At 71.2% G+C, this 24,262-nt stretch carries 21 protein-coding genes, 1 tRNA gene and 1 pseudogene; 20 read left to right on the top strand and 3 right to left on the bottom strand.

All coding sequences use genetic code 11. The features are described 5' to 3' along the window. Positions 1-3: 3 nt before the first annotated feature. Positions 4-963: a thiamine-phosphate kinase gene (gene thiL, locus HEQ75_RS00225; RefSeq protein ID WP_168026900.1), complete on the top strand. Its 960-nt coding sequence runs from the start codon at positions 4-6 to the stop codon at positions 961-963. Next, positions 963-2,171 (top strand): MFS transporter, encoded by a 1,209-nt coding sequence (locus tag HEQ75_RS00220; RefSeq protein ID WP_168026899.1) that lies wholly within the window; start codon positions 963-965, stop codon positions 2,169-2,171. Before thiL ends, HEQ75_RS00220 begins: the two co-directional genes overlap by 1 nt. Here HEQ75_RS00220 and HEQ75_RS00215 read toward each other — a convergent pair whose 3' ends face one another. Next, positions 2,172-2,723 carry an outer membrane protein assembly factor BamE gene (locus HEQ75_RS00215; protein WP_168026898.1) on the bottom strand — a complete coding sequence of 184 codons (552 nt, stop codon included), beginning with the start codon at positions 2,721-2,723 and terminating at the stop codon, positions 2,172-2,174. 107 nt (positions 2,724-2,830) lie between these two features. Between HEQ75_RS00215 and HEQ75_RS00210 the strand changes: the two genes are divergently transcribed. The 10 genes and pseudogenes from HEQ75_RS00210 to HEQ75_RS00165 all read left to right on the top strand — a co-directional run bounded on the left by HEQ75_RS00210 (position 2,831) and on the right by HEQ75_RS00165 (position 9,637). Further along, the gene (locus HEQ75_RS00210; protein ID WP_168026897.1) at positions 2,831-3,376 is read left to right on the top strand and encodes a ubiquinol-cytochrome C chaperone family protein; all 546 of its coding nucleotides are present in this window, start codon (positions 2,831-2,833) and stop codon (positions 3,374-3,376) included. After that, positions 3,373-3,909, top strand: coding sequence for a YceD family protein (locus tag HEQ75_RS00205; RefSeq protein WP_168026896.1), 537 nt, complete (start codon positions 3,373-3,375; stop codon positions 3,907-3,909). Before HEQ75_RS00210 ends, HEQ75_RS00205 begins: the two co-directional genes overlap by 4 nt. Positions 3,910-4,038: 129 nt before the next feature. Next, positions 4,039-4,239, top strand: a complete 201-nt coding sequence (rpmF, locus tag HEQ75_RS00200) for a 50S ribosomal protein L32 (RefSeq protein WP_168026895.1) — start codon at positions 4,039-4,041, stop codon at positions 4,237-4,239. 46 nt (positions 4,240-4,285) lie between these two features. Beyond that, a complete protein-coding gene (gene plsX, locus HEQ75_RS00195) occupies positions 4,286-5,353 on the top strand; it encodes a phosphate acyltransferase PlsX (RefSeq protein ID WP_168026894.1) in 1,068 nt (355 codons plus the stop codon). Between the two features lie 11 nt (positions 5,354-5,364). Continuing rightward, on the top strand, positions 5,365-6,351 hold the full coding sequence (locus tag HEQ75_RS00190; RefSeq protein ID WP_168026893.1) for a beta-ketoacyl-ACP synthase III: 987 nt from the start codon (positions 5,365-5,367) through the stop codon (positions 6,349-6,351). A gap of 138 nt (positions 6,352-6,489) precedes the next feature. Then, positions 6,490-6,810, top strand: a complete 321-nt coding sequence (locus tag HEQ75_RS00185) for an integration host factor subunit alpha (protein ID WP_168026892.1) — start codon at positions 6,490-6,492, stop codon at positions 6,808-6,810. After that, positions 6,807-7,119 (top strand): annotated as a pseudogene (locus HEQ75_RS00180) (MerR family transcriptional regulator); the annotation flags it as partial. The gene HEQ75_RS00185 and the pseudogene HEQ75_RS00180, both read left to right, overlap by 4 nt. 159 nt (positions 7,120-7,278) lie before the next feature. Next, a tRNA-Pro gene (locus tag HEQ75_RS00175) sits at positions 7,279-7,355 on the top strand. A 138-nt stretch (positions 7,356-7,493) separates the two neighbouring features. Further along, the gene (locus HEQ75_RS00170; RefSeq protein ID WP_168026890.1) at positions 7,494-8,468 is read left to right on the top strand and encodes a Bug family tripartite tricarboxylate transporter substrate binding protein; all 975 of its coding nucleotides are present in this window, start codon (positions 7,494-7,496) and stop codon (positions 8,466-8,468) included. Further along, positions 8,465-9,637, top strand: coding sequence for a hypothetical protein (locus HEQ75_RS00165; protein WP_168026889.1), 1,173 nt, complete (start codon positions 8,465-8,467; stop codon positions 9,635-9,637). Before HEQ75_RS00170 ends, HEQ75_RS00165 begins: the two co-directional genes overlap by 4 nt. Positions 9,638-9,639: 2 nt before the next feature. Here HEQ75_RS00165 and HEQ75_RS00160 read toward each other — a convergent pair whose 3' ends face one another. Further along, a complete protein-coding gene (locus HEQ75_RS00160; RefSeq protein ID WP_168026888.1) occupies positions 9,640-10,803 on the bottom strand; it encodes a multidrug effflux MFS transporter in 1,164 nt (387 codons plus the stop codon). A gap of 188 nt (positions 10,804-10,991) precedes the next feature. Here HEQ75_RS00160 and HEQ75_RS00155 point away from each other — a divergent pair, with 188 nt between their 5' ends. The 7 genes from HEQ75_RS00155 (at position 10,992) to HEQ75_RS00125 (ending at position 18,602) form a co-directional block, all read left to right on the top strand. After that, positions 10,992-11,768 carry a cyclase family protein gene (locus tag HEQ75_RS00155; RefSeq protein ID WP_168026887.1) on the top strand — a complete coding sequence of 259 codons (777 nt, stop codon included), beginning with the start codon at positions 10,992-10,994 and terminating at the stop codon, positions 11,766-11,768. Between the two features lie 145 nt (positions 11,769-11,913). Beyond that, a complete protein-coding gene (locus HEQ75_RS28975) occupies positions 11,914-12,744 on the top strand; it encodes an FAD binding domain-containing protein (RefSeq protein ID WP_168026886.1) in 831 nt (276 codons plus the stop codon). A 3-nt stretch (positions 12,745-12,747) separates the two neighbouring features. After that, complete coding sequence (locus tag HEQ75_RS00145; RefSeq protein ID WP_168026885.1) at positions 12,748-13,209, top strand: (2Fe-2S)-binding protein; 462 nt, start codon at positions 12,748-12,750, stop codon at positions 13,207-13,209. Beyond that, entirely contained in the window at positions 13,206-15,581 is a 2,376-nt protein-coding gene (locus HEQ75_RS00140) for a xanthine dehydrogenase family protein molybdopterin-binding subunit (protein ID WP_168026884.1), read from the top strand. The genes HEQ75_RS00145 and HEQ75_RS00140 overlap by 4 nt, the downstream gene beginning before the upstream one ends. Positions 15,582-15,598: 17 nt before the next feature. Next, on the top strand, positions 15,599-16,666 hold the full coding sequence (locus tag HEQ75_RS00135) for a C4-dicarboxylate TRAP transporter substrate-binding protein (RefSeq protein WP_168026883.1): 1,068 nt from the start codon (positions 15,599-15,601) through the stop codon (positions 16,664-16,666). A gap of 71 nt (positions 16,667-16,737) precedes the next feature. Beyond that, positions 16,738-17,292, top strand: a complete 555-nt coding sequence (locus HEQ75_RS00130; protein WP_168026882.1) for a TRAP transporter small permease subunit — start codon at positions 16,738-16,740, stop codon at positions 17,290-17,292. After that, positions 17,289-18,602, top strand: coding sequence for a TRAP transporter large permease (locus HEQ75_RS00125; RefSeq protein WP_168026881.1), 1,314 nt, complete (start codon positions 17,289-17,291; stop codon positions 18,600-18,602). The genes HEQ75_RS00130 and HEQ75_RS00125 overlap by 4 nt, the downstream gene beginning before the upstream one ends. Before the next feature lie 14 nt (positions 18,603-18,616). Here HEQ75_RS00125 and HEQ75_RS28970 read toward each other — a convergent pair whose 3' ends face one another. After that, positions 18,617-19,234 carry a GAF domain-containing protein gene (locus HEQ75_RS28970; RefSeq protein WP_168026880.1) on the bottom strand — a complete coding sequence of 206 codons (618 nt, stop codon included), beginning with the start codon at positions 19,232-19,234 and terminating at the stop codon, positions 18,617-18,619. 238 nt (positions 19,235-19,472) lie between these two features. On the opposite strand from HEQ75_RS28970, the gene HEQ75_RS27985 reads away from it, so the two are divergent. After that, positions 19,473-24,230: a Calx-beta domain-containing protein gene (locus HEQ75_RS27985; RefSeq protein WP_168026879.1), complete on the top strand. Its 4,758-nt coding sequence runs from the start codon at positions 19,473-19,475 to the stop codon at positions 24,228-24,230. Positions 24,231-24,262: the final 32 nt, after the last annotated feature.

The following is a 24,262-nucleotide window of genomic DNA, read 5'->3' as shown; positions in this document are numbered from 1 at the left end:
GCCATGGCCCTGCCGGCCGAATTCGGGCTGATCGCGCGGCACTTCGCGCCCCTGGCCGGGCCGGGGGCGCTGGCGCTGGAAGATGACGCGGCGCTGCTGGACCCGCCGCCGGGCCGCACCCTGGTGCTGGCCGCCGATGCCATGGTGGCCGGCGTCCACTACCTGCCGGACGACCCGCCGGAGACGCTGGGGCGGAAGCTGTTGCGGGTGAACCTGTCCGACCTCGCCGCCATGGGGGCGGTGCCGCTGGCCTATCTGATGACCACGGCGCTGCCGCGCGGCGTGGCGCAGGACTGGATCGCCGGCTTCGCCGCCGGGCTGGCGGCGGACCAGCGGGAGTTCGGCATCACGCTGCTGGGCGGGGACACGGTGGCCACGCAAGGCCCCGCCTGCCTGTCGCTGACCATCCTTGGCCATGTCGCGCCGGGCGCGGCGCTGCGCCGGGCAGGCGCCCGGCCGGGCGACGAGGTCTGGGTCTCGGGCAGCATCGGCGATGGCGCGCTGGGGCTGCTGGCGCTGACCGGTCGCCTGCCGCCGGATGACCATCTGGCCGGCCGCTACCGCCTGCCGCAGCCCCGCATCGCCCTGGGGCAGTGCCTCGTGGGGCTGGCGCGGGCGGCGATGGATGTCTCGGACGGGCTGGTGCAGGACCTCGGCCACCTGGCGCGCGCCGCGGGCTGCGCAGCGGAGATCGGGGCCGCCGCCGTGCCGCTTTCCGCCCCCGCTCGCGCCGCGCTGGCCGCCGATGCCGACCTGCTGCCGCGCATCCTGACAGGCGGCGACGACTACGAGCTGGTCTTCGCCGCGGCGCCGGCGGATGCGCCCCGCATCCGGGCGGCGGCCGCGGCGGCTGGCGTCGCGGCAACGCGGATCGGTCGCTTCCTGCCCGGCGCGGGGGTCCGCGTGCTGGACGCCGCTGGCAACCCCCTTGCGCTGCCGGCTGGCGGCTGGAGCCACTTCTGATGCCCGATACCAAGGTGCAAGAGACCCTGGGCGGCGCCGAGCGCGCCATGAAGCGTGATGTGCGGCTGCTGTTCTTCTGCCAGGCGCTGATGAACGCCTCGGTGGTCGGCCAGGTCGCGATGGGGGCGCTGGTCGGCTACAGCCTGGCCAGCGACAAGGCGCTGGCCACACTGCCGCTGGCGCTGCAGATGGTGGCGACCATGGCCGCCTCCATCCCCGCCGGCATCATCTTCGCCCGGCTGGGCCGGCGCGTCGGCTTCCTGATGGGGGCGGCGGGCTCCTTCTGCGGCGCGCTGACCTTCGCGCTGGGCATCTGGATGGGGGATTTCTGGGTCTACACGCTGGGCGCGCTGCCCGCCGGCATCGGCTTCGGCATCGCCCAGCACTACCGTTTCGCCGCCGCCGAGGTGGCCTCCCCGGCCTATCGGCCGCGCGCCATCTCGCTGGTCATGGCCGGCGGGGTGCTGGCGGCGATCTTCGGGCCGGAACTGGTGAAGCACAGCAAGGATCTGTTCGCGCCCTTCCTCTTCCTCGGCACCTACCTCGCGCTGGCGGTGCTGCCGATTCTCTGTGCGGTGCTGCTGACCCAGGTGCGCCTGCCGCCGCCGCCGCCGCGGCCGAAGGTGGCGGTGCCGCTGGCGCGCATCCTGCGCCGCCCCGCCTTCCTGGCCGCCGCCGGCACCGCCGCGATGGGCTATGGCGTGATGAACCTGCTGATGACCTCGACCCCGCTGGAGATGATGGCCTGCGGCTTCGGTGTCGGCGCCAGCGCCACGGTGATCCAGGCGCATGCGGTGGCGATGTTCGCGCCTGGCTTCTTCACCGGGCGGCTGATCGCCCGCTTCGGCGCCCGCCAGATCATCACCGCCGGCATCGTGCTGAACGCGCTCTGCGTCGCCGTGGCGGTGGATGGTGAGAGCTTCGGCCATTTCGTTGCCGCGCTGGTGCTGCTGGGGCTGGGCTGGAACTTCATGTTCACCGGCGCCACCACCATGCTGGGCGAATCCCATGCGCCGGAGGAGCGGGTGAAGGCGCAGACGGCGAATGACTTCATCGTCTTCGGCACCGTCGCCTGCACGGCGTTGGGCTCCGGCGCCATCCATGCCGGCGCCGGCTGGGTGCCGCTGAACCTGCTGGTCCTGCCGGCGCTGGCCTTCGCCCTGGGGCTGACCCTGTTCCTGCGCCCGGCGGTCGCGCGCCCCGCCTGATCAGCGGGTGGTGGGGGAGGGCGCGCCGGGGCCGGTATTGGTCTGGCCGCCCACGCCGGGCGCCAGGCGGCCGATATTGCCGAACAGCTGCTGCAGCAGGGTGCGGTCATTGCCCGGGGCCGGGGTGATGCGCTGCACCACCTGCACCGGGCGCGCATCCTCCGGCCCGAAGCGGCGGATGTCCTCCACCGTGCCATTGGCGGTGAAGGTGACGGCGACGACGCGCTGTTCCTCCACCTGCAGCGTCTGTGCCGGGCGCTGCCGGGTGACGCTGCTCATGTAGTACCAGACATTGCTGTCGAAGGTGCCGGTGGCGGAGGGCGAGCCGAGCAGCGTCTCGACATCGGCGCGGGAGCTGACGCCGGGCGTGATCTGCGCCAGTGCCTCCTCCTCCACCGCATGACCGCGCAGCTGGCGCGGGCTTTCGAACAGCCCGGCGCCGGGCACCGAGGGCAGCCAGGAACAGCCGCCGGCGGCGAGCAGGGCGGCGAGCGCCAGCGCCGTGCGGACCGGCGTCGCAGGCGCCCGGGAGATGCGTGTGGGCCGAGGCATGTTGACCGGGTGCATGGGGCGCTCCATGTGCCGGCAATGCCACCCCGGCGGGTTGCGGTCAACGGCCGCGGCCCGGGGCGGCGGGATGGCGAGGGAGGAGTCTTTCGATGGGCCTGCTGGGCCTTCTGGGGCGGCGGCCGCATGAGCGGGCCGGCTTCGCGCTGTATACGGCGGCGGTCTCGGCGTCGCGCCAGCCGGGCTTCTTCGGCGGTCTCGGCGTGCCGGACACGCTGGACGGGCGATTCGATCTGGTCTCGCTGCATGTGGCGCTGCTGATCCGGCGGCTGCGGCGCGATGCCGACCCGGCCGGGCCGAAGCTGGCGCAGGCGGTGTTCGACGCGATGTTCGCCGACATGGACGTGAACCTGCGGGAGATGGGTGTCGGCGATCTGGTGGTGGGCAAGCGCGTGAAGCGCATGTGGGAAGCCTTCCATGGCCGCGCCGCAGCCTACGAATCGGCGCTGGACGCGGCGGATGCCGCCGCGCTGGCCGCCGCGCTGGCGCGCAACATCTGGCGCGGCGAGGCGCCGCCGCCCGGCGCGGCGGAGCGGCTGGCCGGGCTCGCCATCGCGCTTGACCGGACCCTGTCGGCGCAGGATGTGGCCGCGCTGCGCCGAGGCCAGGTGCGTTTCCCGGAGCAACTTGCCGCATGAGCCCCGAATTCTCCCGCCCGCATCGCCTGGGCGGCGAGGCGCCGCGCCGCGTCGAGCTGCGCGCCGGCCCGGCCGAATGCGCCGCCCTGGCGCGGCGCTTCAGCATTCCCGCCGTGGCGCGGCTGGAGGCGCGGCTGCTGCTGGTGCCGGCCACCGACGGCACCACCCGCCTGACCGGGACGCTGGAGGCTGAGGTGGTGCAGGAATGCGTGGTGACGCTGGAGCCGGTGCCGCAGGCCGTGTTGGCGCCGCTTGACCTGCTGCTGCTGCCGGAAGGCACCCCCGCGACGGACGACAACCCGGACAGCCCCGACGAGATCGAGACCGAGGGCGGGATGGTGGATCTGGGGGAGGTGGTGGCGGAACAGCTTGCCCTGGCGATGGATCCCTATCCCAGGGCGCCGGATGCGGCGATTCCGCCCGATCTGGTCGATCCCTCGGCCGGGGCGCTTGAGCCGGAGGCCGATTTGGCCGATACGCCCCCCGAGCGACCGAATCCCTTTGCCGCACTGGCCCGCCTGAAGCGGAACTGAGCGGGGGGCGAGGCCCGCTTGCGCAGGGCTTGGCCCGGTTTGCGCATGCCTTGCGCCGTGGGGCCGCGCGGTGCTAATGCCCGCGGCTCCGCTGATATTGCAGCTTGTTGACGAGAAAGGCTCGGCACCATGGCCGTTCCGAAGAAAAAGGTTTCGCCCTCCCGCGCCGGCATGCGCCGGAGCCATCAGGCTCTGACCGCCTCCGCGCATATCGAATGCTCGAATTGCGGCGAGTTGAAGCGCCCGCACCATGTCTGCTCGCATTGCGGCCATTATGACGGCCGTGAGGTGATGGCGGCCGACAAGGCCAAGGGCGTCGTGCGCGTCTGACCCGCGGAAGAGGGCGTCTGCCCATGCGGCGCAGTCTTTGAACGTGATGGGCAAAAGCCCGGCAGGGCGCGGGCCATGCGAATTCGCCCTGGCGATCGATGCCATGGGTGGCGACCATGCCCCGGAATCCATCCTCGACGGGATCGAGCTCGCGGCGGAACGCCATCCCGGTGCCCGCTTCCTGCTGGCGGGCGACGAGGTCCGGGTGGGGGCGCTGCTGGCACGCCGGCCGCGCGCGGCCAAGGCCTGCAGCCTGCGCCATGCGCCGGAGGCGATACCGGGCGACATGAAGCCGACGGCGGCACTGCGCGTGCGCGGTTCCTCCATGCGGGTCGCGATCGACGCGGTGGCGCAGGGCGAAGCCTCGGGCGTGGTGTCCGCCGGCAATACCGGCGCGCTGATGGCGCTGGCCAAGATCGTGGTGAAGACGCTGCCGGAGATCGACCGGCCGGCGCTGGCCGCCATCGGGCCCTCCGCGCGCGGCGACGTGGTGATGCTGGATCTCGGGGCCAACCTGCAGACCGATGCGCGCAACCTGATCGAGTTCGCCATCATGGGCGATGCCTTCGCGCGCGCCGTGCTGGGGCTGACCAACCCGACGCTCGGCCTGCTCAATGTCGGCTCCGAGGAGTTGAAGGGCGATGAGCGGGTACGGCTGGCGGCGGAGACCCTGCGCGACAGCCATCTCGGCGCGAATTTCCGCGGCTTCGTCGAAGGCCACGACATTGCCGCCGGCACGGTGGACGTGATCGTGACCGACGGCTTCACCGGCAATGTGGCACTGAAGACCGGGGAGGGCGCGTTGAAGCTGATGCGCGACCTGCTGCGCCAGGTCTTCACCAGCTCCATCCCGGCGCGGCTGGGCTACCTGCTGGCGCGCCCGGCGCTGGACCGGCTGCGTGAATGGATGGACCCGCGGCGCTACAATGGCGCCGTGCTCATCGGCCTGAACGGCGTGGTGGTGAAGAGCCATGGCGGCACCGACGCCATCGGCTTCGCCCATGCCATGGACGTCGCGATGGACATGGTGACGCATCGCTTCAACGACCGGATCCGGGAAGGCTTGGCGCTGCTGCCCAGCCCCACCCCACGGCTTGCCGCCACACCGCGCTGAGGTTTCCCGGAATGTCCCAAGGCCGGCCCCTTCGCGGCTTCATCGCCGGCACCGGCGGCTACCTGCCGGCGCGTTCCGTCAGCAATGACGAGCTGGCGGCGGAGAAGGGCCTCGACACCACGGATAGCTGGATCGTCGAGCGCACCGGCATCCGTCGCCGCCACTTCGCCGCGCCGGGCGAGACCGCTTCCGCCATGGGGGCGGCCGCCTGCCGCGCGGCGCTGGCCCAGGCCGGGGCGGGTGCGGCCGATGTCGATGCGGTGATCGTCGCCACCGCCACGCCGGACAGCGCCTTCCCCTCCACCGCCGCGCGCATCCAGGGCGCGCTGGGCGTGACGCAGGGCTTCGCCTTCGACATCGCCGCCGCCTGCACCGGCTTCATCTATGCCCTTTCCATCGCCGACGCGATGCTGCGCACCGGCCAGGCGCGCGGCATCCTGGTGGTGGGGACGGAGATCTACTCCCGCATCCTGGACTGGTCGGACCGCGGCACCTGCGTGCTGTTCGGCGACGGCGCCGGCGCCCTGTTCCTGCGCGTGGCGACGGAGGCGGAGACGTCGCGCGGCCTGCTGTCGACCCATCTGCACGCCGATGGACGGCATGGCGACATCCTGCAGGTCGATGGCGGGGCGGGGTCCACCGGCGGCACCGGGGTGGTGCGGATGGCGGGACGGGAGGTGTTCAAGCACGCCGTCACCAAGCTGGCCGCGGCGGTGGACGAGGCGCTGGCGGCGCATGGGCTGGACCATGACGCCGTCGCCTGGCTGGTGCCGCACCAGGCCAATATCCGCATCATCGAGGCGATGGGCCGCAAGCTGCACCTGCCGATGGACCGCGTGGTGGTGACCGTGGATCGGCACGCCAACACCTCCGCCGCCTCCATCCCGCTGGCGCTGGCCGAGGCGACGCGGGACGGGCGCATAGCGGAGGGCGATCTGGTGCTGATGGAAGCCATCGGTGGCGGGCTGACCTGGGGCGCCGCGCTCGCCCGCTTCTGATCCTTTCCAAGGGTTTGGACGGCGTCGCTGAGTTGTACAGCGAAGCCACCGCCACAACTGTCAAACACGCAAGGTTGACGACCCTCCAGGAACCCGGCTTTGTTGTGACTTGAAGGGGTTGCAAGGACCTGTTCGGGCATGACGACGATCACACGGGCAAACCTGGCGGAAGCGATCTACGCGCAGGTCGGCCTTTCCCGGAACGAGAGCGCGGAGCTGCTGGAGACGGTGCTGGAGCGCATGTCCGCGGCGCTGGAAGCCGGGGAGGCGGTGAAGATCTCCGCCTTCGGCTCCTTCGTCGTGCGGCAGAAGGGCAGGCGGGTCGGCCGCAACCCGAAGACCGGGGTGGAGGTGCCGATCCAGCCCCGCAAGGTGCTGGCCTTCCGGCCCTCCCATGTGCTCAAGGCACGGTTGAACCCGGGCCTGGCCATCGGGCGAACGGCCGATGACGACGCATGAGTGACGGCGGCCCGGAAGGCGACGCCGCGCGCGGCAAGCCGCGCAAGGCGCCCACCGCCTTCCGCACCATCAGCGAGGTGGCGGACGACCTGCAGATTCCGCAGCATGTGCTGCGGTTCTGGGAGACGAAGTTTCCGCAGCTGAAGCCGCTGAAGCGCGGCGGCGGAAGGCGGTACTACCGGCCGGAGGACATCGCGCTGCTGAAGCGCATCTCCGACCTCCTCTACACCCAGGGCTACACCATCAAGGGCGTCCAGCGCCTGCTGCGGGAAGGCGGGCTGGAGGAGGGCGGCGCGCCGGAACTGCCGCTGGGCGACCTGGAGGAGCCGGAGGCGCCGGAGCCCGTGCGCGATGCGCTGGACGCGCTGGAGCGCCTGGCGCATGAGCTGCGGGCGCTGGCCGCCCGCGGCTGATTTCCGCCACCGGGGGTTGGCGCCGGGCAGGGGGCGATGCTATGGCCCTTGCAGTCGGAGCGTAGCGCAGTCTGGTAGCGCATCAGTCTGGGGGACTGGGGGTCGTGGGTTCGAATCCCGCCGCTCCGACCATCCGGATCCCCTGGCCGACCTCTCCCGCGGCACGACCTTTCCGCCGTGACCGGCACCTGCCCCGCCGGCTCCGCAATCGCGTTGACGCCGCGCGCCCCGGGCTCCTAGCCTTCCTCCCAAGAACACGGAGGAACCGCCATGCTGCGCCGTAGGCTTCTGCTGGCCGCGCCTGGATTGCTCGCCCTGCGCCCGGCCCTCGCCCAGGGCCAGGACTGGCCGCGCCGCCCGGTGCGGGTGATCGTGCCCTTCGCCGCCGGTTCATCCTCCGACACCGTCGCGCGCCAGGTGATGGCCCGCGCGCAGGAGCATCTGGGTGGCCAGGTGGTGATCGAGAACCGCGCCGGCGCCGGCGGGCTCATCGCCTCCCAGGCCGTCGCGCGGGCGGAGCCGGATGGCTACACCCTGCTCTGGGGCGGCGGAACGGCGATCACCCAGGCCGTCATGCAGCGCAATCCCGGCTATGATTGGGCACAGGATTTCACCCCGGTCACCCAGATTGCGGAGCAGCCGGCCGTGCTGTGCGTGCGCCAGGCGGCGCCCTGGCGGGATGCGGCGGCGCTCCTCGCGGCCTGCCGGGAAAGTCGGGAGGGGTTGCGCTACGGCTCGGGCGGTGTCGGCACGCCGGCGCACATGGCGGCGGCCGCCATGCTGAAGCTGATCGGCGCGCAGGGCGTGCATGTGCCGTATCGCGGCGCCAACCAGGCGGCGCTGGCGGTGGAGCAGGGCGAGGTGGACTGGTCCTTCGCGATCAGCAACATCGCCGTGCCTCGGGCGCAGGACGGTCTGATCCGCGTGCTGATCACCGGCGGCGGCGGGCGGATGCCGGTGATGCCGGCCGTGCCGACGCTGGGCGAAGTGGTGCAAGGCGGGCCGGTGGTGACCAGCATCTCCTCCCTCATCGGGCCGAAGGGCCTGCCGCCGGCGGTGGTGGCGCGCCTCCACGCCGCGGTGAAGCAGGCGGTGGAGGGCGACGCGGCCTTGCGCGAGGCGCTGACCCGCGACGGCGGGGCCATCATCCTCTCGCCCACCCCGGCCGCCTATGCCGAGAAATGGCCGGAGGAGCACCAGCGCCTGGTGCGGCTGGTGGCATTGTCCGGCGTGCGGGTGGAATGACCGCCCGCGCCGCTTCCGCGCCCCCGGACCTTCCGTCCACCTTCCCCGCCGGCGCCTTCTTCGCCGCCTATGACGCCTTCGGCGAGCGCCGCGCCGGCAGTGCCGGGGACCGTGCCTCGGCGCGCTGGCTATGCGGCCTGGCCGAGCAGGCCGGGGCCGCCGCCATGCTGCTGCCGACCGCCTTCCAGCGGCTGATCCCCGGGGCCGCGCGTCTCGAGACCGAGGCGGGCGTGATGGAGGGGCTGCCGCTGTTCGATGGCGGGCTGACCGGGCCGGAAGGCGTGGTTGGCACGCTCGGCCCGATCGGCTCCGTGGCGGACATCGGCGTGGCGGAGATGCATCCGGGCGCGGCCAGCCTGCCGGGCAATCCCTTCGCCCGGGCCCGGGCGGAGAGCCGGCACCAGGGCCTGGTCATCGCGCTGCGCACCCGGCCCGACGGGCTGGCGCCGCTGAACGCACATGACCAGGACCGGCCCTTCGGCCCGCCGGTGCTCCAGCTTGCCGGGCATGATGCGGCGCGGCTGCTGGCGCTTGCCGCCGCCGCCGCCCGCGCGCGGCTGGTGGTGCAGGGGGTGCGGGCGCCGGATGTCTCGGATTCGGTGCGGGCGGCGCTGCCGGGCGCGGCGCCGAAGCTCGTGCTGCTGACGCCCCGCACCTCCTGGTGGACCAGCACGGCGGAGCGCGGCGGCGGCATCCTGGCCTGGCTGACCGCGCTGCGTGCCCTGTCCGGCGCGCCGCGATCGCGCGGCGTGGTGGCGCTGGCGAGTTGCGGGCATGAGCTGGGCCATTTCGGCGCCCGGGCCGCCTTCGCGGCGGAGCCGGCCCTGGCCCGCGATTCGCACCTCGTGATCCACCTCGGCGCCAATCTGGGCGCGGCCGAGGATGCGCGGCTGACGGTGCGCAGCAATGTCGCGGGTCTGGCCCCGGCGATGGCGGCGCGGCTGGCGGCGGCGGGCTACCCGGCGGAGGCGATCGCGGCGGAGACCGGCGGCAAGGCGAATGGCGAGGCGCATGAGATCGAGCAGCGCGGCGGTCGCTACCTCTCCCTGATCGGCAGCAACCCCTGGTTCCACGCGCCGGAGGATCGCTGGCCGCACAGCGTGGACGCGGCGCGGGCGGAGGCGGTGGCGCAGGCGGTGGCGGCGATGGCGGTGGCGCAGGCGGGCTGATCTCAGCGCGTCGGCCGCAGACCGTCCGCCACCAGGGCCCCGGCAACGCCGGCCAGCATCAGCAGGGCCATGGGCTGCGCCGTTTCCTCGGTCAGCGCGCCGACCAGCGCCGCGCCCAGCGCCGCCAGGCCGAATTGCAGCGTGCCCAGCAGGGCGGAGGCGCTGCCCGCCCGCACCCCGTGCCGCGCCAGCGCACCCACCGCCGAATTCGGGAACACCAGCCCGCTGCAGGCCAGCGCCAGGCAGGCCGGCAGATAAAGGCCCAGGAAGCCGCCCCAGCCGGTGAAGGCGGACAGCGTGAGCAGCAGCACCGCCCCCAGGCAGACCCGCAGCGCCAGCCGCGGCACCTGCGCGCCGATGCGCTGCAGCAGCCAGGGGTTCAGCTGCGTCAGGCCGATGAAGCCGGTGGCGCTGGCGGCGAACAGCAGGCCGAATTCCGCCGGCGCGATGCCGAACTGCGCGATGTAGACCTCCGGCGCGCCGCCGATGAAGACGAACACCATGAACATGGTGGCGCCCCCCATCAGGGCATTGGCCAGGAAGCCGCGCTCCACGCCGATTCGGCCGAAATCGCCGACCAGCGCCAGTGGCGAGCGCCGCAGCCGGCGTTCCGGCGGCAGCGTCTCCGGCAGCAGAACCCAGGCCAGCAGGCAGGAGGCCAGGCCGTAGAAGGCGGAGACCCAGAAGATGGCGCGCCAGCCGGCCGCCTCCAGCAGCAGCCCGCCCAGCGTCGGCGCCAGGATCGGCGCCGCGCCCATCACCAGCATCAGCCGCGACATCAGCCGCGCCGCATCCAGCCCGGTGGCCAGGTCGCGCACCATGGCGCGCGGGATCACGGCGCTGGCCGCGCCGCCGAAGGCCGCGATGCAGCGGAACAGCGACAGGGCCAGCATGTCCGACGCCAGCGCGCAGCCGATCGAGGCCAGGGTATAGACGGCGGTGCCGATGATCAGCGGCCGGCGCCGGCCCAGCCTGTCGGCCAGCGTGCCCTGCACCAGCTGGCCGAAGGCGAGGCCCAGGAACCAGGCGGAAAGCGTCGCCTGCACGCCGCCCCAGCGCTGGCCCAGCTCCGCCTCGATGGCGGGGAAGGCGGGCAGGTACATGTCGGTGGACAGCGGTCCGACAGCAGTGAGGAAGCCGAGGAGAAGGGGAAGCCAGCGAGGCATGCGGATCCATCAGGGGAAGGCCGGCGGGGGAAGGCCGGCAGGGGGCCGGTGGCGTCGCTGCAACCTGCCCGTGCCGGAAGCCTGGCGCCACCGCCGAATGGCGTGGCCGGCCCTGACAAAGATGGGGGTTGCACCAGCCTGTGCTGCCAGCGCTAGGCTGAGCAAAGGGATGGAGACGGAAACAAGCAATGCCGCGTCGGATCGTCGACCTTTCGCTGCCCCTGGAGAATGACGTGGTGGCGGACCCGCCTGGCTACGGCCCGGCCATCGAATACCGCACGCACAAGGGCTCGGCCGAGGAGCTGGCCGGCTTCTTCCCCGGCATCACCACCGACCAGCTGCCGGATGGGGAGGGCTGGGCGATGGAATGGATCCGCCTTTCCACCCATAACGGCACGCATCTCGACGCGCCCTGGCACTATGCCAGCACCATGGATGGCGGCGCGCCGGCGCTGACCATCGACGAGGTGCCGCTGGACTGGTGCATCGGCCCCGGCGTGCGGCTGGATTTCTCGGCCCTGCCGGATGGCCATGTGGTGAGCGCGGCGGAGGTCCAGGCGGCGCTGGCGTCCATCGGTCATGCGCTGCAACCGGGCGACATCGTGCTGGCGCATACTTCGGCTGGCGCCGCCTACGGAAGCCCGGACTACGTCGCCCGCGGCTGCGGCTTCGGGCGGGAGGCGACGCTGTGGCTGACCGGGCAGGGGGTGCGCGTGGTCGGCACCGATGGCTGGTCCTGGGACGCGCCCTTCGTCCACACCAGGGCGAAGGTGGCGGCGACGGGCGATGCCAGCCTGATCTGGGAAGGCCACAAGGCGGGGCGGGAGCGTGGCTACTGCCAGATCGAGAAGCTGACCAACCTGCACGACCTGCCCGCCACCGGCTTCACCGTCAGCTGCCTGCCGGTGAAGATCCGCCGCGCCTCCGGTGGCTGGTGCCGGGCGGTGGCGATCTTCGAGGCGTGAGGGGCGCGGCGCCGCGCCCCGGGGCCCGGCCTGGCCGCAGCGTCATGCGCCCGCCGCTGGACAAAGCCGGCGGCACCGACAACTCTGCGGAACAACAAGCCGCGCTCCGATCGCGGCGGAATGTCCAGGGAGCCTCGACGGAGCGGTGAAACCTGCCCCCTTCGCCTATGCGCGCGCCGCCAGCCTGCCGGAGGTCTTCGACCTGCTGGACCGGCACGGCGAGTCCGCGCGCCTGCTCGCCGGCGGCCAGAGCCTGGTCGCGGCGCTGAATCTGCGCCTGTCCAGCCCCGGCATCCTGCTCGACATCAACGGGGTGGAGGCGCTGCGTGGTATCGGCTTCGCGGATGGCGTGCTGCGCATCGGCGCGCTGACCCGGCATGCCGAGCTGGGGGCGGACCCGCTGGTGGCCCGGCACGCGCCGCTGCTGGCCCGGGCGGTGCCGCATATCGCCCATGCGGCGATCCGCACGCGGGGGACCATCGGCGGGTCGCTGGCGCTGGCCGACCCGGCGGCGGAACTGCCGGCCTGCGCGCTGGCGCTGGACGCCACGCTGGTGCTGGCCAGCCGGGGCGGGGAAAGGCGGGTGGCGGCGGTGGATTTCTTCCAGGGCCTGTACCAGACCGCGCTGCGCGGCGATGAAGTGCTGGCGGCGGTGGAAATCGCCTCCCGCGCCGGCCAGGCCTGCACCCTGCAGGAACTGGCCCGGCGGCATGGCGACTATGCGATCGTCGGGCTGGCGGCCCAGGCGGGCCCTCCGGGCGCGGGTGTGGCACTGGCCTGGTTCGGCGTCGGCGGCACGCCGCTGCGCACGCCGCGCGCCGAAGCCGCGCTGGTCGCCGGCGACCTGGCTGGCGCGCAGGCCGCGCTGGCCGGCGAGATCGACCCGCCCGCCGACCTGCACGGCCCGCCCGCGCTGCGCCACCACCTGGCGCGCGTGCTGCTGGGCCGCGCCGCCGCCGCGCTGAAGGGGCACTGAGCCATGCGTCTGCCCCTGACCCTGACGGTGAATGGCGAGCCGGTTTCCGCGATGGTGGAGCCGCGCACGCATCTGGTGGATTTCCTGCGCGAGGCGCTGGACCTGACAGGCAGCCATGCCGGCTGCGAGCATGGTGTCTGCGGCGCCTGCTCCCTGATCGTGAACGGGGCGATGCTGCGCGGCTGCCTGATGCTGGCGGTGCAGGCGGAGGGTGCCGAGGTCTGGACGGTGGAGGGGCTGACCGAATCGGGCGCCATCGCCGCGCTGCAGGCCGCCTTCCTGGCCCGCAACGCGCTGCAATGCGGCTTCTGCACGCCGGGCATGCTGGTGGCCGCCGCCACGCTGCTGAAGGCGAACCCGACCCCGACGCGGGAGGAGATCCGCGAGGGCATCAGCGGCAATTACTGCCGCTGCACCGGCTACCACGCGATCGTCGACGCCATCGAGGAGGCTTCCCGCGCATGAGCGAGCTTTCCGCCGTCGATCGGCCCAACTCCTATATCGGCCGGTCCGTGCCGCGGCCGAATGCGAAGCGCCTGCTGGCCGGGCGCGGGCAGTATGTGGATGACCTGCGCCTGCCGCGCATGGTGCACGTCGCCTTCCTGCGCAGCCCGCACGCCCATGCCCGTATCCTGGCCATCGACAGCACCGCGGCCAAGGCCGCGCCGGGCGTGGTGCGGGTGGTGACCGGTGCGGAGATGGCCGCGGTCTGCACCCCCTGGGTCGGCGTGCTGCACCACCTGAAGGGGCTGAAATCCGCCCCGCAGCACGCGCTCGCCATCGATCGCGCCTGCTGGCAGGGCGAGCCCGTTGTCGCCGTCGTCGCCCGCACCCGGGCGGAGGCGGAGGATGCGGTGGGCCTGATCGAGGTGGCGTGGGAGGCGCTGCCCGCCGCGGTGGATATGGAGGCGGCGCTCGCGGCCGGCACGCTGGTGATCCATCCGGAGCTGGGCGACAACCTGGCGTTCCAGCGCGAGCATGTCGGCGGCGAACCCGATTCCTGCTTCGCGGATCCGGACGGCGTCGTGGTGCAGGCCACCTTCCACACCGGGCGGCATACCGGGGTGTGCCTGGAAGGCCGCGCCATCCTGGCGGATTGGAACCCGGCGGAGGGGCGGCTGACGGCGTACCATTCGAACCAGGCGCCGCACATGATGCAGACGGTGTTCGCGAAGCATCTCGGCCTGCGCGAGGGCGATGTGCGCGTCATCTGCCGCGATGTCGGCGGCAGCTACGGCATCAAGGTGCATGTCTATCCGGATGAGATGGCGACGGCGGCGCTGGCCAGGATGCTGGCCCGGCCGGTGAAGTTCAGCGCCGACCGGATCGAGGGCATGGTCTCCGACATCCACGCCCGCGACCATCGCATCACGGCCCGCGCGGCGGTGACGAAGGACGGCACGATCACCGCGATGGAGATCGACGACCTCACCGGCATCGGTCCCTATTCGGTCTACCCCCGCACCTCCGCGGTGGAGGGCAACCAGGTGGTGAATTTGTGCGGCGGGCCCTATGGGCTGCGCGGCTACAAGGCGCGCACCACCGTGGTGTTCCAGAACAAGACGCCCACCTGCCAGTATCGCGCCGTGGGCCACCCCATCGCCACGGCCGTGACCGAAGGGCTTGTTGACCTCGCCGCCGAGGCCATCGGCATGGACCCGGCCGAGATCCGCCGGCGCAACCTGCTGCCGGATGATGGCTACCCGTTCAGGAACCTGGCGAATCTGGCCTTCGAGGGGCTGTCGCACCACGCCTGCCTGACGAAGCTGCTGGCGATGATGGACTACGAGGCGCTGAAGGCGGAGCGCGACGCGCTGCGGGCGAAGGGCGTGTATCGCGGCATCGGCATCGCCAGCTTCATCGAGCTGACCAACCCATCCCCCTTCATGTACGGCATCGGCGGGGCGCGGATTTCCGCCATGGATGGCGCCACGGTGCGGCTCGACCCCGATGGCAGCATCGCCATCGCCTCCGGCGTCACGGAACAGGGGCAGGGGACGGAGGCGATGCTGGCGCAGATCGTCGCCGGCGCCGTCGGCGTGGATCTGTCGCGGGTGCGCGTTACCACGGGCGATACGGAGACGACGCCCTATGGCGGCGGCACCTGGGCCAGCCGCGGCGCGGGCATCGGCGGGGAGGCGGCGCTGCAGGCAGGGAACGCGCTGCGCGAGCAGATCCTGGTCATCGCCGGCGCCATGTTGCAGGCGGCGCCCGAAAGCCTGGATGTGCGCGGCGGCGCCGTGGTGGACCGCGCGACGGGGGCCGAGCGCCTGGCCTTGGAGGAACTCGGCCGCATCGTCTATTTCCGCGGCGACACGCTGCCCAAGGATCTGCCGCGCGAGCTGGTGGCGACGCGCCACTACACGCCGAAGGACTACCCCTTCGCCTTCACCAACGGGGCGCAGGCCAGCTACCTGGAAGTGGATGTCGAGACCGGCTTCGTCACGCTGCTGAAGCATTGGTGCGTCGAGGATTGCGGCACCGTGATCAACCCGATGCTGGTGGATGAGCAGATCCGCGGCGGCGTGGTGCAGGGCCTCGGCGGCGCGCTGCTGGAACACTGCGTCTATTCGCCGGAGGGGCAGCTGCTGACCGGCAGCCTCGCCGACTACCTGCTGCCGATGGCGGGCGAGATGCCGGATATCGCGGTGGCGCATGTGGAGACACCCACGAAGGAATCCGCCCTCGGCGCCAAGGGGGCCGGGGAGGCGGGGACGGCCGGCGCACCGGCCGCCGTGCAGAACGCCATCAACGACGCGCTGCGGCCCTTCGGCGCCCGCGTCTTCGCGCAACCCTTTACGCCGGCGCGCATCCTGACGGCGCTGGGCAAGATCTGAGACAGGGAGAAACAACCATGCAGAACCTTACCCGCCGGGCGCTGCTCGGCACCGCCGCCGCCGCGCCGCTCGCCACGCCCGCCATCCTCGCCGCGCAGACGCAGATCAACATCACCATCGCCGCCAGCCACCCCACCACCATCGCCTGGATCTGGGCGATGCAGCAGGCGCTGATGCCGGCGGTGAACCAGGCGCTGGAGAGCACGCGCTTCCGCATCCGCTGGCGCGAGGCGTTCGGCGGCACGCTGTACCGCTTCACCGAGACGCGGAACGCCGTGAAGGATGGCATCACCGATGTCGGCTTCGTCGGCACGCTGTGGGAAGGCAGCGCCATGCCGCTGCAGAACGTCACCTACTTCACGCCCTTCGCCACCGACAATCTGCGCCTGCAGGTGGACGTGATGGAGAAGATGACGGCCGAGATGCCGGAGATGCAGAAGGCCTGGACCGACAACAACATGGTCTATCTCGGCACCTGCGGCACCGAGACCTACGACCTGTGGACCACCTTCCCGGTGCGCACGGTGGACGACCTGCGCAACCGCAAGATCAGCGCCCCCGGTGTCTCCGCCACCTGGCTCGGCGGCACTGGCGCGGTGCCGGTGAACGGCGCGCTGACCACCTACTACACCGATATCCAGACCGGCGTGTCCGACGGCACCATGTCCTTCCCCTCCGGCATCTTCCCGGTCCGGGTGCATGAGGTGGCGAAGTACATCACCAAGGTGAACATCGGCTGCATGTATGTCGGCGGCATCGGCATGAACCGGCAGACCTTCAACCGGCTGGACCCGGTGGTGCAGGCCGCCTTCCGCACCGGCGGCAAGGCCTATACCGCGGCGCTGACCAACCGCGTGCTGGCGACCAGCGAGGCGAACATGCGCGAGATGGTCGCCAAGGGCGCCGAGCTTTCCACCCTGCCGGCCGCCGAGCGGCAGCGCTGGGTGGACGGCCTGCCGGACATCGCCGGCGACTGGGCCCGCACCAATGAGGGCCGCGGCCAGCCGGCCAAGAAGGTGCTGGCGGCCTATATGGACGGGCTTCGCGCCGGCGGCGCGACGCCGGGCCGCGCCTGGACGGCGTAGTCGACGGACGCTCCTCCCCCACCCAACCCTCCCCCGCAGGCGGGGGAGGGCTTTTGCATGGGACATGCCGCATGGCGGAACTGGATAGCGTCAGCGATGCGGCGCAGGAGGCGGCGGCACGACCGCCGAAGGATCCCTTCGGCCTGCTGCTCTGGCTGCTGAACAGCGCCGGCACGCTGATGATCGCCGCCATGATGGTGCTGATCGTGACCGACGTGGTCGGGCGGTCCTTCTTCAACGCGCCGCTGGACGGGGTGGCGGAGATCGCCTCCAAGATGATCGTCGCCATCGTCTTCCTGCAACTGCCCGCCGCCATCCATGCGCAGCGGATGACGCGCGCCGACATGTTCCTCAACCGCCTGGCCGCCCGCGCGCCGCGCACGACCCAGGCGCTGGAGGCGGCCTTCGCCGGCATCGGTGTCTTTGTCTTCTGGGTGATCTTCGACGCGACGCTGCCGCAATTCCTGGAAAGCTGGGAGCAGGCGGAATTCTTCGGCGTGCAGGGGGTCTGGACGCTGCCCACCTGGCCGATCCGCCTGGCCATCCTCATCGGTTGCGCCGGGGCAGGGGCGGCCAGCCTGGTGCAGGTGGTGCGCGGCCTGCTGCGCGCGGGGCGCCCGGCATGATCGAGATCGAGATCGGCCTCGCGCTCATTGCCATCATGGCGGGGCTGGTGCTGGCGGGCGTGCCGATCGGCATCGGCCTGGTCTTTCTTTCCTACATCGGCATCGGGCTGATCCGCGAGAATTGGGATCTCGCCGGCCGCCTGCTGGCGCTCGCCTCCTATGCCGCGATCTCCGACTATCTCTTCGCCACCATCCCCCTGTTCGTGCTGATGGGGCTGCTGGTGTCCGTCAGCGATGTGGGGAAGGACACCTTCGAGGTCGCGCAGCATCTGCTGCGGCGGCTGCGCGGCGGGCTTGGCATGGCAACCGTGCTGGCCAATGCGGTGTTCGGCGCCGTCACCGGCATTTCCATCGCCTCCGCCGCCGTCTTCACCAAGGTGGCGGTGCCGCAGATGATGCGCTTCGGCTATTCGCCGCGCTTCGCGGTGGGCTGCGTCGCGGGCAGTTCCATCCTCGGCATGCTGATCCCGCCCTCCCTGCTGCTGATCATCTACGGCGTGCTGGCGGAGGTCTCGATCGGCGGGCTGTTCCTGGCCGGCATCATCCCGGGCCTGGTCATGGCCGCGGGCTTCATGCTGATGATCTGGCTGATGGCCACCTTCCGGCCGGACTGGGTGCAGCCCGGCGCCGCGCAGATGGCCCCGCCGCCGGAGGAGACCACGCGCAGCCTGCTGATGAAATCGGTGCCCATCACCACGCTGATCGGCCTGGTGCTGGGCGGGCTGTACAGCGGCATCTTCACGCCGACGGAAGCCGGCGCGGTGGGCGCCTTCGGGGCGCTGCTGATCGCCCTGCTGCGGCGCCGGCTGAATCTGGCGAAGTTCTGGCGCATCCTGGTGGAGACCGGCTTCGTTTCCGTCGGCATCCTGTTCCTGCTGATCGCCGCCAGCATGTATTCGCGGATGCTGACCATGGCCGGCATCCCGGCTTCCATCGCCGACCTGATCCAGGCGCTGGGGCTTGGCGTCTATGGCTTCCTGTTCGTCTACATCCTGTTCGTGCTGCTGCTGGGCATGATCGTGGACAGTTCCTCGATCCTGCTGATCGTCACGCCGATCGCGGCGCCGATCGCCATGGCCTTCAACCTGGACCTGATCCACTTCGGCATCATCACCGTCATCGCCGTGGAGGTCGGGCTGCTGACACCGCCCTTCGGCATCGGCGCCTTCGCGGTGAAGGCGACATTGAACGACCGGCGCATCGGGCTGGAGACGATCTTCGCCGGCTGCATCCCCTTCATCGGCGTGATGCTGGCGGTGCTGGCGCTGATCGTCGCCTTCCCGGGCCTGTCCCTGGTGTTTGCGCGATAGGGCCTGGCCGGCGGCTATGCTGCGTCCACGCCTTCCCGGTTCACCCGGAAGGCGTTGGGCGGCGGGTAGGTGGCGGCCAGCCATGCCGGGCCGCCCTGGGCGATCCAGGCGCCGGCGGCGATCTGCGCGCAGGCTTCCAGCACGGCGAGATCCGCCGGCCGCATCGCCCAGCGCGCCTGCGCCGCCATGATGATCTGGCCGTGGAATTCGCCGCGGAAGAGGATGGGCGCGAAGATGGAAGACCCCATGCGGGAGGTCTTCAGGTACTGCCGGAAGCTGCCATGCTCGTCCGTGTTCTCCAGCAGCAGCGGGCGGCGGTTGGCATGGACCCAGCCGGGATGGCCGCCATCGATCGGCACCAGCAGCCGTTCCTGTTCCGGCGGGAAGCCGATGCTGCCGACCAGCATGTGGTACTGCCGGTCAGGCGTGACGAAGAAGCTGCCGGCGATGACATAGTCACGCTCCCCGGGCTTCAGCGCGCCGGGGCGCGCATGGGCCTCCCGGTCGCCGAGCAAATCAAAACAGCCTTGCGTCAGCGCGCGGATGGCTTCCTCCGGCCCCGGCGCGGCCATGGCGGCGGCGCCGGCGGCCCCGATCATCGCGATGCCATCGCGCATCAGGGTCTCGTTCACGGGCAGGCCCCCGTCCGGAAGCTGGCGATGCCGCGCCGGCTCTGCCGGATCGGGGAGGCGACCATGAGATAGATCCTTTCGACGATCCGGAATGAAGAAAAAGTCACGGGAACAAAGATCCGCGGCGCGATCATGAAGCGGATGCACAGAAAACGCGATCAAGCCGTCAGCGCAATTGACATTTTGACAATGGATTAAAAAAACGGGAAACGTTGCGCCGGGTCCATAGGGGCAACCGATGCCTGATCTGTTCGGAACGACCGGCGCCGATACGGTGGTCGGAACGGAGCTCGCCGACCGCATTTTCGGCGGGCCGGCCGTGCCAGACCTGCCGGGGGCGGGGCAGCACGAGGACAGCCCGGACCTGCTCTCCGGCCTGGGCGGGGCCGATACGCTGGATGGCAGCGGTGGCGACGACACGCTGCTGGGCGGCGCTGGCAATGACCAGCTCCAGGGCGGCTTCGGCAATGATTTGGTCCGCGGCGGCGATGGCACGGACTTCCTGCTGGCGCTGGCCTTCAGCAGCGGCAGCGGCGCCGATTCCCTGCATGGCGAGGCGGGCGACGATTTCCTCTGGGCGCCCGCCCGGGGCGGCGGAATCGTCGATGGCGGCGAAGGCTGGGATTCGCTGCGCTTCACCCTGTCCTTCCTCGACGGCGACCGCGTGACCCTGGTCGATCGGACGATCCGCGACATCGAGGTGCTGGTCACCGGCGGCGACCTCATCACCGCCACCGCCGCGCAATTCGCGGGGTTCGAGGATATCGCGGGGAGCGGCGTGGTCGGCCTTCCCTCCGTGCATCTGGTCCTGGCCGCGCCCGGCCTGCTGGATCTGCGGCGGCAGCTTTCCTCCGTCAGCCCGCTGGATGGTTCGACGCTCTGGGTCGGGGTCGACCTGCTCGGCAGCGAGGGCGGCGATACGCTGACCGGCGGCGAGGGCAGGGATTCGATCCTCGGCGCCGCCGGGGATGATGTTCTGGATGGCCAGGGCGGCGACGACACGCTGGAGGGTGGCGCGGGGCGTGACCGGCTGCTCGGGGGCGAGGGCCATGATGTCCTGCTCAGCGGCGATACATCCGGCGATACGCTGCTCGGCGGTGCCGGCGACGATACGCTGCGCCCCATGGATGGCGCCGACCTGGTCGATGGTGGCGAAGGGTTCGACTGGGTCTCGCCGGCGGGTGCGCTGCGCAGCCTGGATGGCCTGACCCTCCTCGGCATCGAGGGTCTGCGCAGCGGCGATGCCTTCGTGCGCGCCAGCGCCGCCATCTTCGCAGGCTTCGAGAAGATCGTGCCCGACAGCAATATCGCGCGGCTGCTGCTGACCGAAGCCGGCGCGCTGGATCTGACGGAAGCGCTGACCTACCGGATCGAAGACCTCGATTTCACCGGACTCTACCGGGCGGAGATCCAAGGCTCCGGCGGCGCCGATTCCCTGATCGGCGGCCGCGGCGGCGATACCATGGGGGGTGGCGCCGGCGATGACGTCCTGGAGGGGCATGACGGTCGCGACTTCATCCATGGCGGCATCGGAAACGACCGTCTGCTGGGTGGCGCCGGCAACGACGTGCTGGAATCCGGCGACGCCGCCGGGGTGCCGGAAGCCGACAGCCTGCATGGCGGCGCCGGCGAGGATGTGCTGTCCAGCAGCGGTGGCGCTGATCTGCTGGATGGCGGCGCGGATCATGACACGCTGAGCGTGCATGCCGACGCCACCACGCTCGATGGCTTCACCATCCTCGACATCGAAAGCCTGGTGACCAACCAGCTTCGCGTCCGCGCCGCCCCCGGCCTGTTCCAGCAATTCGAGAGCATCAGCACCACCGGCGGGGACAACGGCGCCTCGCGCGGCATTGATCTGGCGCTGACCCAGGGCGGCACGCTGGATCTGCGCGGCAAGCTGGGCTGGACCACCATCGCCGGCGATCCGCGCGATCGCGAGGCGACCGTGGTTGGTTCCGACCAGGCGGATCGCATCGTCACGGGCATGGGCGATGACAGCGTGCTGGGCGGCGGCGGGGCCGACACGATCCAGGGGATGGAAGGTGACGACCGGATCCTGGGCGGGTCCGGCCTGGATACCGCGGTCTATGATGCGCTGTTCAACGATGTCACCGTGCAGCGGCACAGCGAGGTCAGCGCAACCGGCTGGCAGGTCTTCGGCGCGCTGGGCACGGATACGCTGCTGGAGATGGAGTTCGTCCAGTTCCGCAACGGCATCCTCGACCTCCGCACGCAGGAATTCGCGGCCACCGGAGGCTTCGCCGTTCTTCCCACCGCCGCCGATGGTGCGGAGGGCGCGCTGCTCGGCGGTGTGCATCGCTTCACCGTCACCCGCAGCGGCGATACCACGGCGGCCGCCAGCATCGGCTGGACAGTCGAAGGGATTGGCGACAACGCCGCCGATGCCGCGGATTTCGCGGGTGGCCTGCTGCCCGGCGGCACGGTCGCCTTCGCCGCCGGCGAGACCAGCCGGACCATCGAGATCCGGCTCGCCCCCGACACGCTGGCCGAGGCCGATGAGGGCTATGCGGTCCGCCTGGCCTCGATCGGCGGGCTCGATCCGGAATTCGCCATCGGCACCATCCGCAACGACGACACCAACATCGCCATCGCGCCGCGCGACGCCGACCGGCTGGAGGGGCATGGCGAGGTTGCCAGCTTCACCTTCCAGGTGACCCGCAGCGGCGAGACGGCGGCGGCGCAATTGCTGGATTGGGCGGTTGTCACCGATGCGGCCGATGGCACGGATTTCTTCGGCGGTGTCCTGCCCTTCGGCCAGGTCAGCTTCGCCGCCGGCCAGACGGCGCTGGACATCACCGTGCGGGTGATGGGCGATACCGTGCTGGAGGCGGATGAGCCGTTCCAGGTGGTGCTGTCGCTTCCAGTCCCTGGCGGCGGAACCGGGACCGGCGGCGTGGTTGGTGGCGAGGTCGGCGGCGGTCCGGGTGGCATCGACCTGGGCGGCGGCGTGATCGGCGGGGAAACCGGCGCGATCAGCGTCACCCTCAGCCAGGCCAGCGCGGAGGGTGTGATCCGCAACGATGATGCGGTGCTGTCACTCGCCGCGCTGAATGCCGGGCGCACCGAGGGGCAGGGGGGCTCCACCCCCTTCACCTTCACCGTGACGCGGGAGGGCTTCACGGGCACCAGCCATTCCGTGCTCTGGTCGGTCGCCACGCTGCCGGGCAGTTCGGTGGATGCCGAGGATTTCGTCATCGGTACGCTGCCGGTGGGCTATGTGCTGCCGGCCGGATTCGTGACCCTGGCGCCTGGCGAGACCAGCGCCACCATCACCGTCCCGGTGCGCGGCGACAGTGTCTTCGAAGCGGATGAGCGCTTCAGCGTCGACCTCGGCTTGCACAGCGCGGGCACCGTGATCGGCACCGGATCGGCCAATGGCACCATCCGCAACGACGATGCCAGCGTCAGCCTGACGACGACGGAGGTCACGGCCGAGGAGGGTGATTCCGGCACCACGGAGTACCGCTTCACCCTCGCCCGGCTTGGCGCCTCCGACACCGAGAAGAAGATTCCCTGGTCGGTCACCGGCAGCGGCGCCAACCCGGCCGATGCGGCGGATTTCGTCGGCGGTGCTTTGCCCGCCGGCCTGGTGACCTTCGCCGCCAATGCCAAGACCGCGACCGTCACCCTGCGGGTCGCCGGCGATACGGAGGTGGAGGCGGATGAGGCCTTCCTGCTCAGCCTCGGCACCGCCCCCGCCGGCATCGAGTACGGCACCACCAAGGCCACGGGCCGCATCGGCAATGACGACCTGCCGCGGGACAGCGTGGTGCGCATCGCCAGTGCCGCGCCCTTCGTGGTGGAGGGCAATTCCGGCGTCACGGCGTTGCAGTTCAATGTCACGCGGGATGGTGACCTGACGCGCGCCTTCAGCCTCGACTGGCAGGCGCTGGGCGATGGCGCCGCGCCGGTGGATGCGGCGGATTTCGAAGCCGGCGCATTGCCCTCCGGCACCCTGCAATTCGCAGCGGGCGAGACCCTGGTGGTGCTGACGCTGCGCGTGGCCGGCGACACGGTGCATGAGTTGGACGAGGGAGTCGGCATCCTGCTCGGCGCGGCGCCGGCGGGGGTGGTGCGCGACACGTCCTTCGCCATCGCGCAGATCCGCAACGACGATGCCGCGCCGCAAGGTCCGGTGCAGGAGCGGGGCGGACCCGGACCGGACACGCTGGAAGGTGGCGCGCTGGCGGACAGCCTGGCCGGCGGCGCCGGCGATGACATGCTCGAAGGCGGCGCGGGCGATGACACGCTGGCTGGCGGCGCCGGCAACGACATGCTCGAAGGCGGCGAGGGGAACGACTTCCTGGTGGGTGGCCCGGGTGCCGATACCATGGCCGGCGGTGCCGGGGCCGATCGCTATGTCGTGCAGGATGGGGATGATGTCATCGTCCTGGAGGTGCCGGGCGGCGGCGATGACCGGATCATCGCCAAATTCTCCTGGATCCTCACCCCCAATACGGAAACCCTGATGCTGGTGGGTGATGCGGCGGATGGCGCGGGGCAGGACCTCGACAACCGCATCATCGGCAATGCCGGCGACAACCATCTGCGCGGCATGGCCGGCCGGGACACCATCCTGGGCCATGACGGCGATGACACGCTGGAAGGCGGCCTCGGCTATGACCGGTTGACTGGCGGGGCGGGCAATGACGTGTTCCGCTTCCTGGAGGTCGAGGCCGATGGCCGCGACCTGCTTGTCGGCTTCGAGAGTGGCCGCGACAGCATCGAGATCTCCGCCGCCGGCTTCGGTGGCGGCCTCGTGGCCGGCATGGACCTGATGGCGCAGGGCCGCTTCCTGGTGAACGGGAACGGCTTCGCCGACAGCGCCGATGGCGTCGGCCAACTGGTCTATGACAGCGCGCGTGCCCGGCTGTGGTGGGATGCCGATGGCATCGGCGTGGAATCGCGGATGCTTGTTGCTGTCCTGACCGGCGATGCGCTGCTTGCCAGGGACCTTTCCATAATTGGGTAGCCTAAGTCCCTAGTATGCCAGAAAAATATCAG

Source organism: Falsiroseomonas selenitidurans (assembly GCF_012103215.1).
GTDB classification, from domain to species: domain Bacteria; phylum Pseudomonadota; class Alphaproteobacteria; order Acetobacterales; family Acetobacteraceae; genus Falsiroseomonas; species Falsiroseomonas selenitidurans.
The sequence above is the reverse complement of the archived record's forward strand: the minus strand, read 5'-3'. Positions and strand labels throughout refer to the sequence as shown.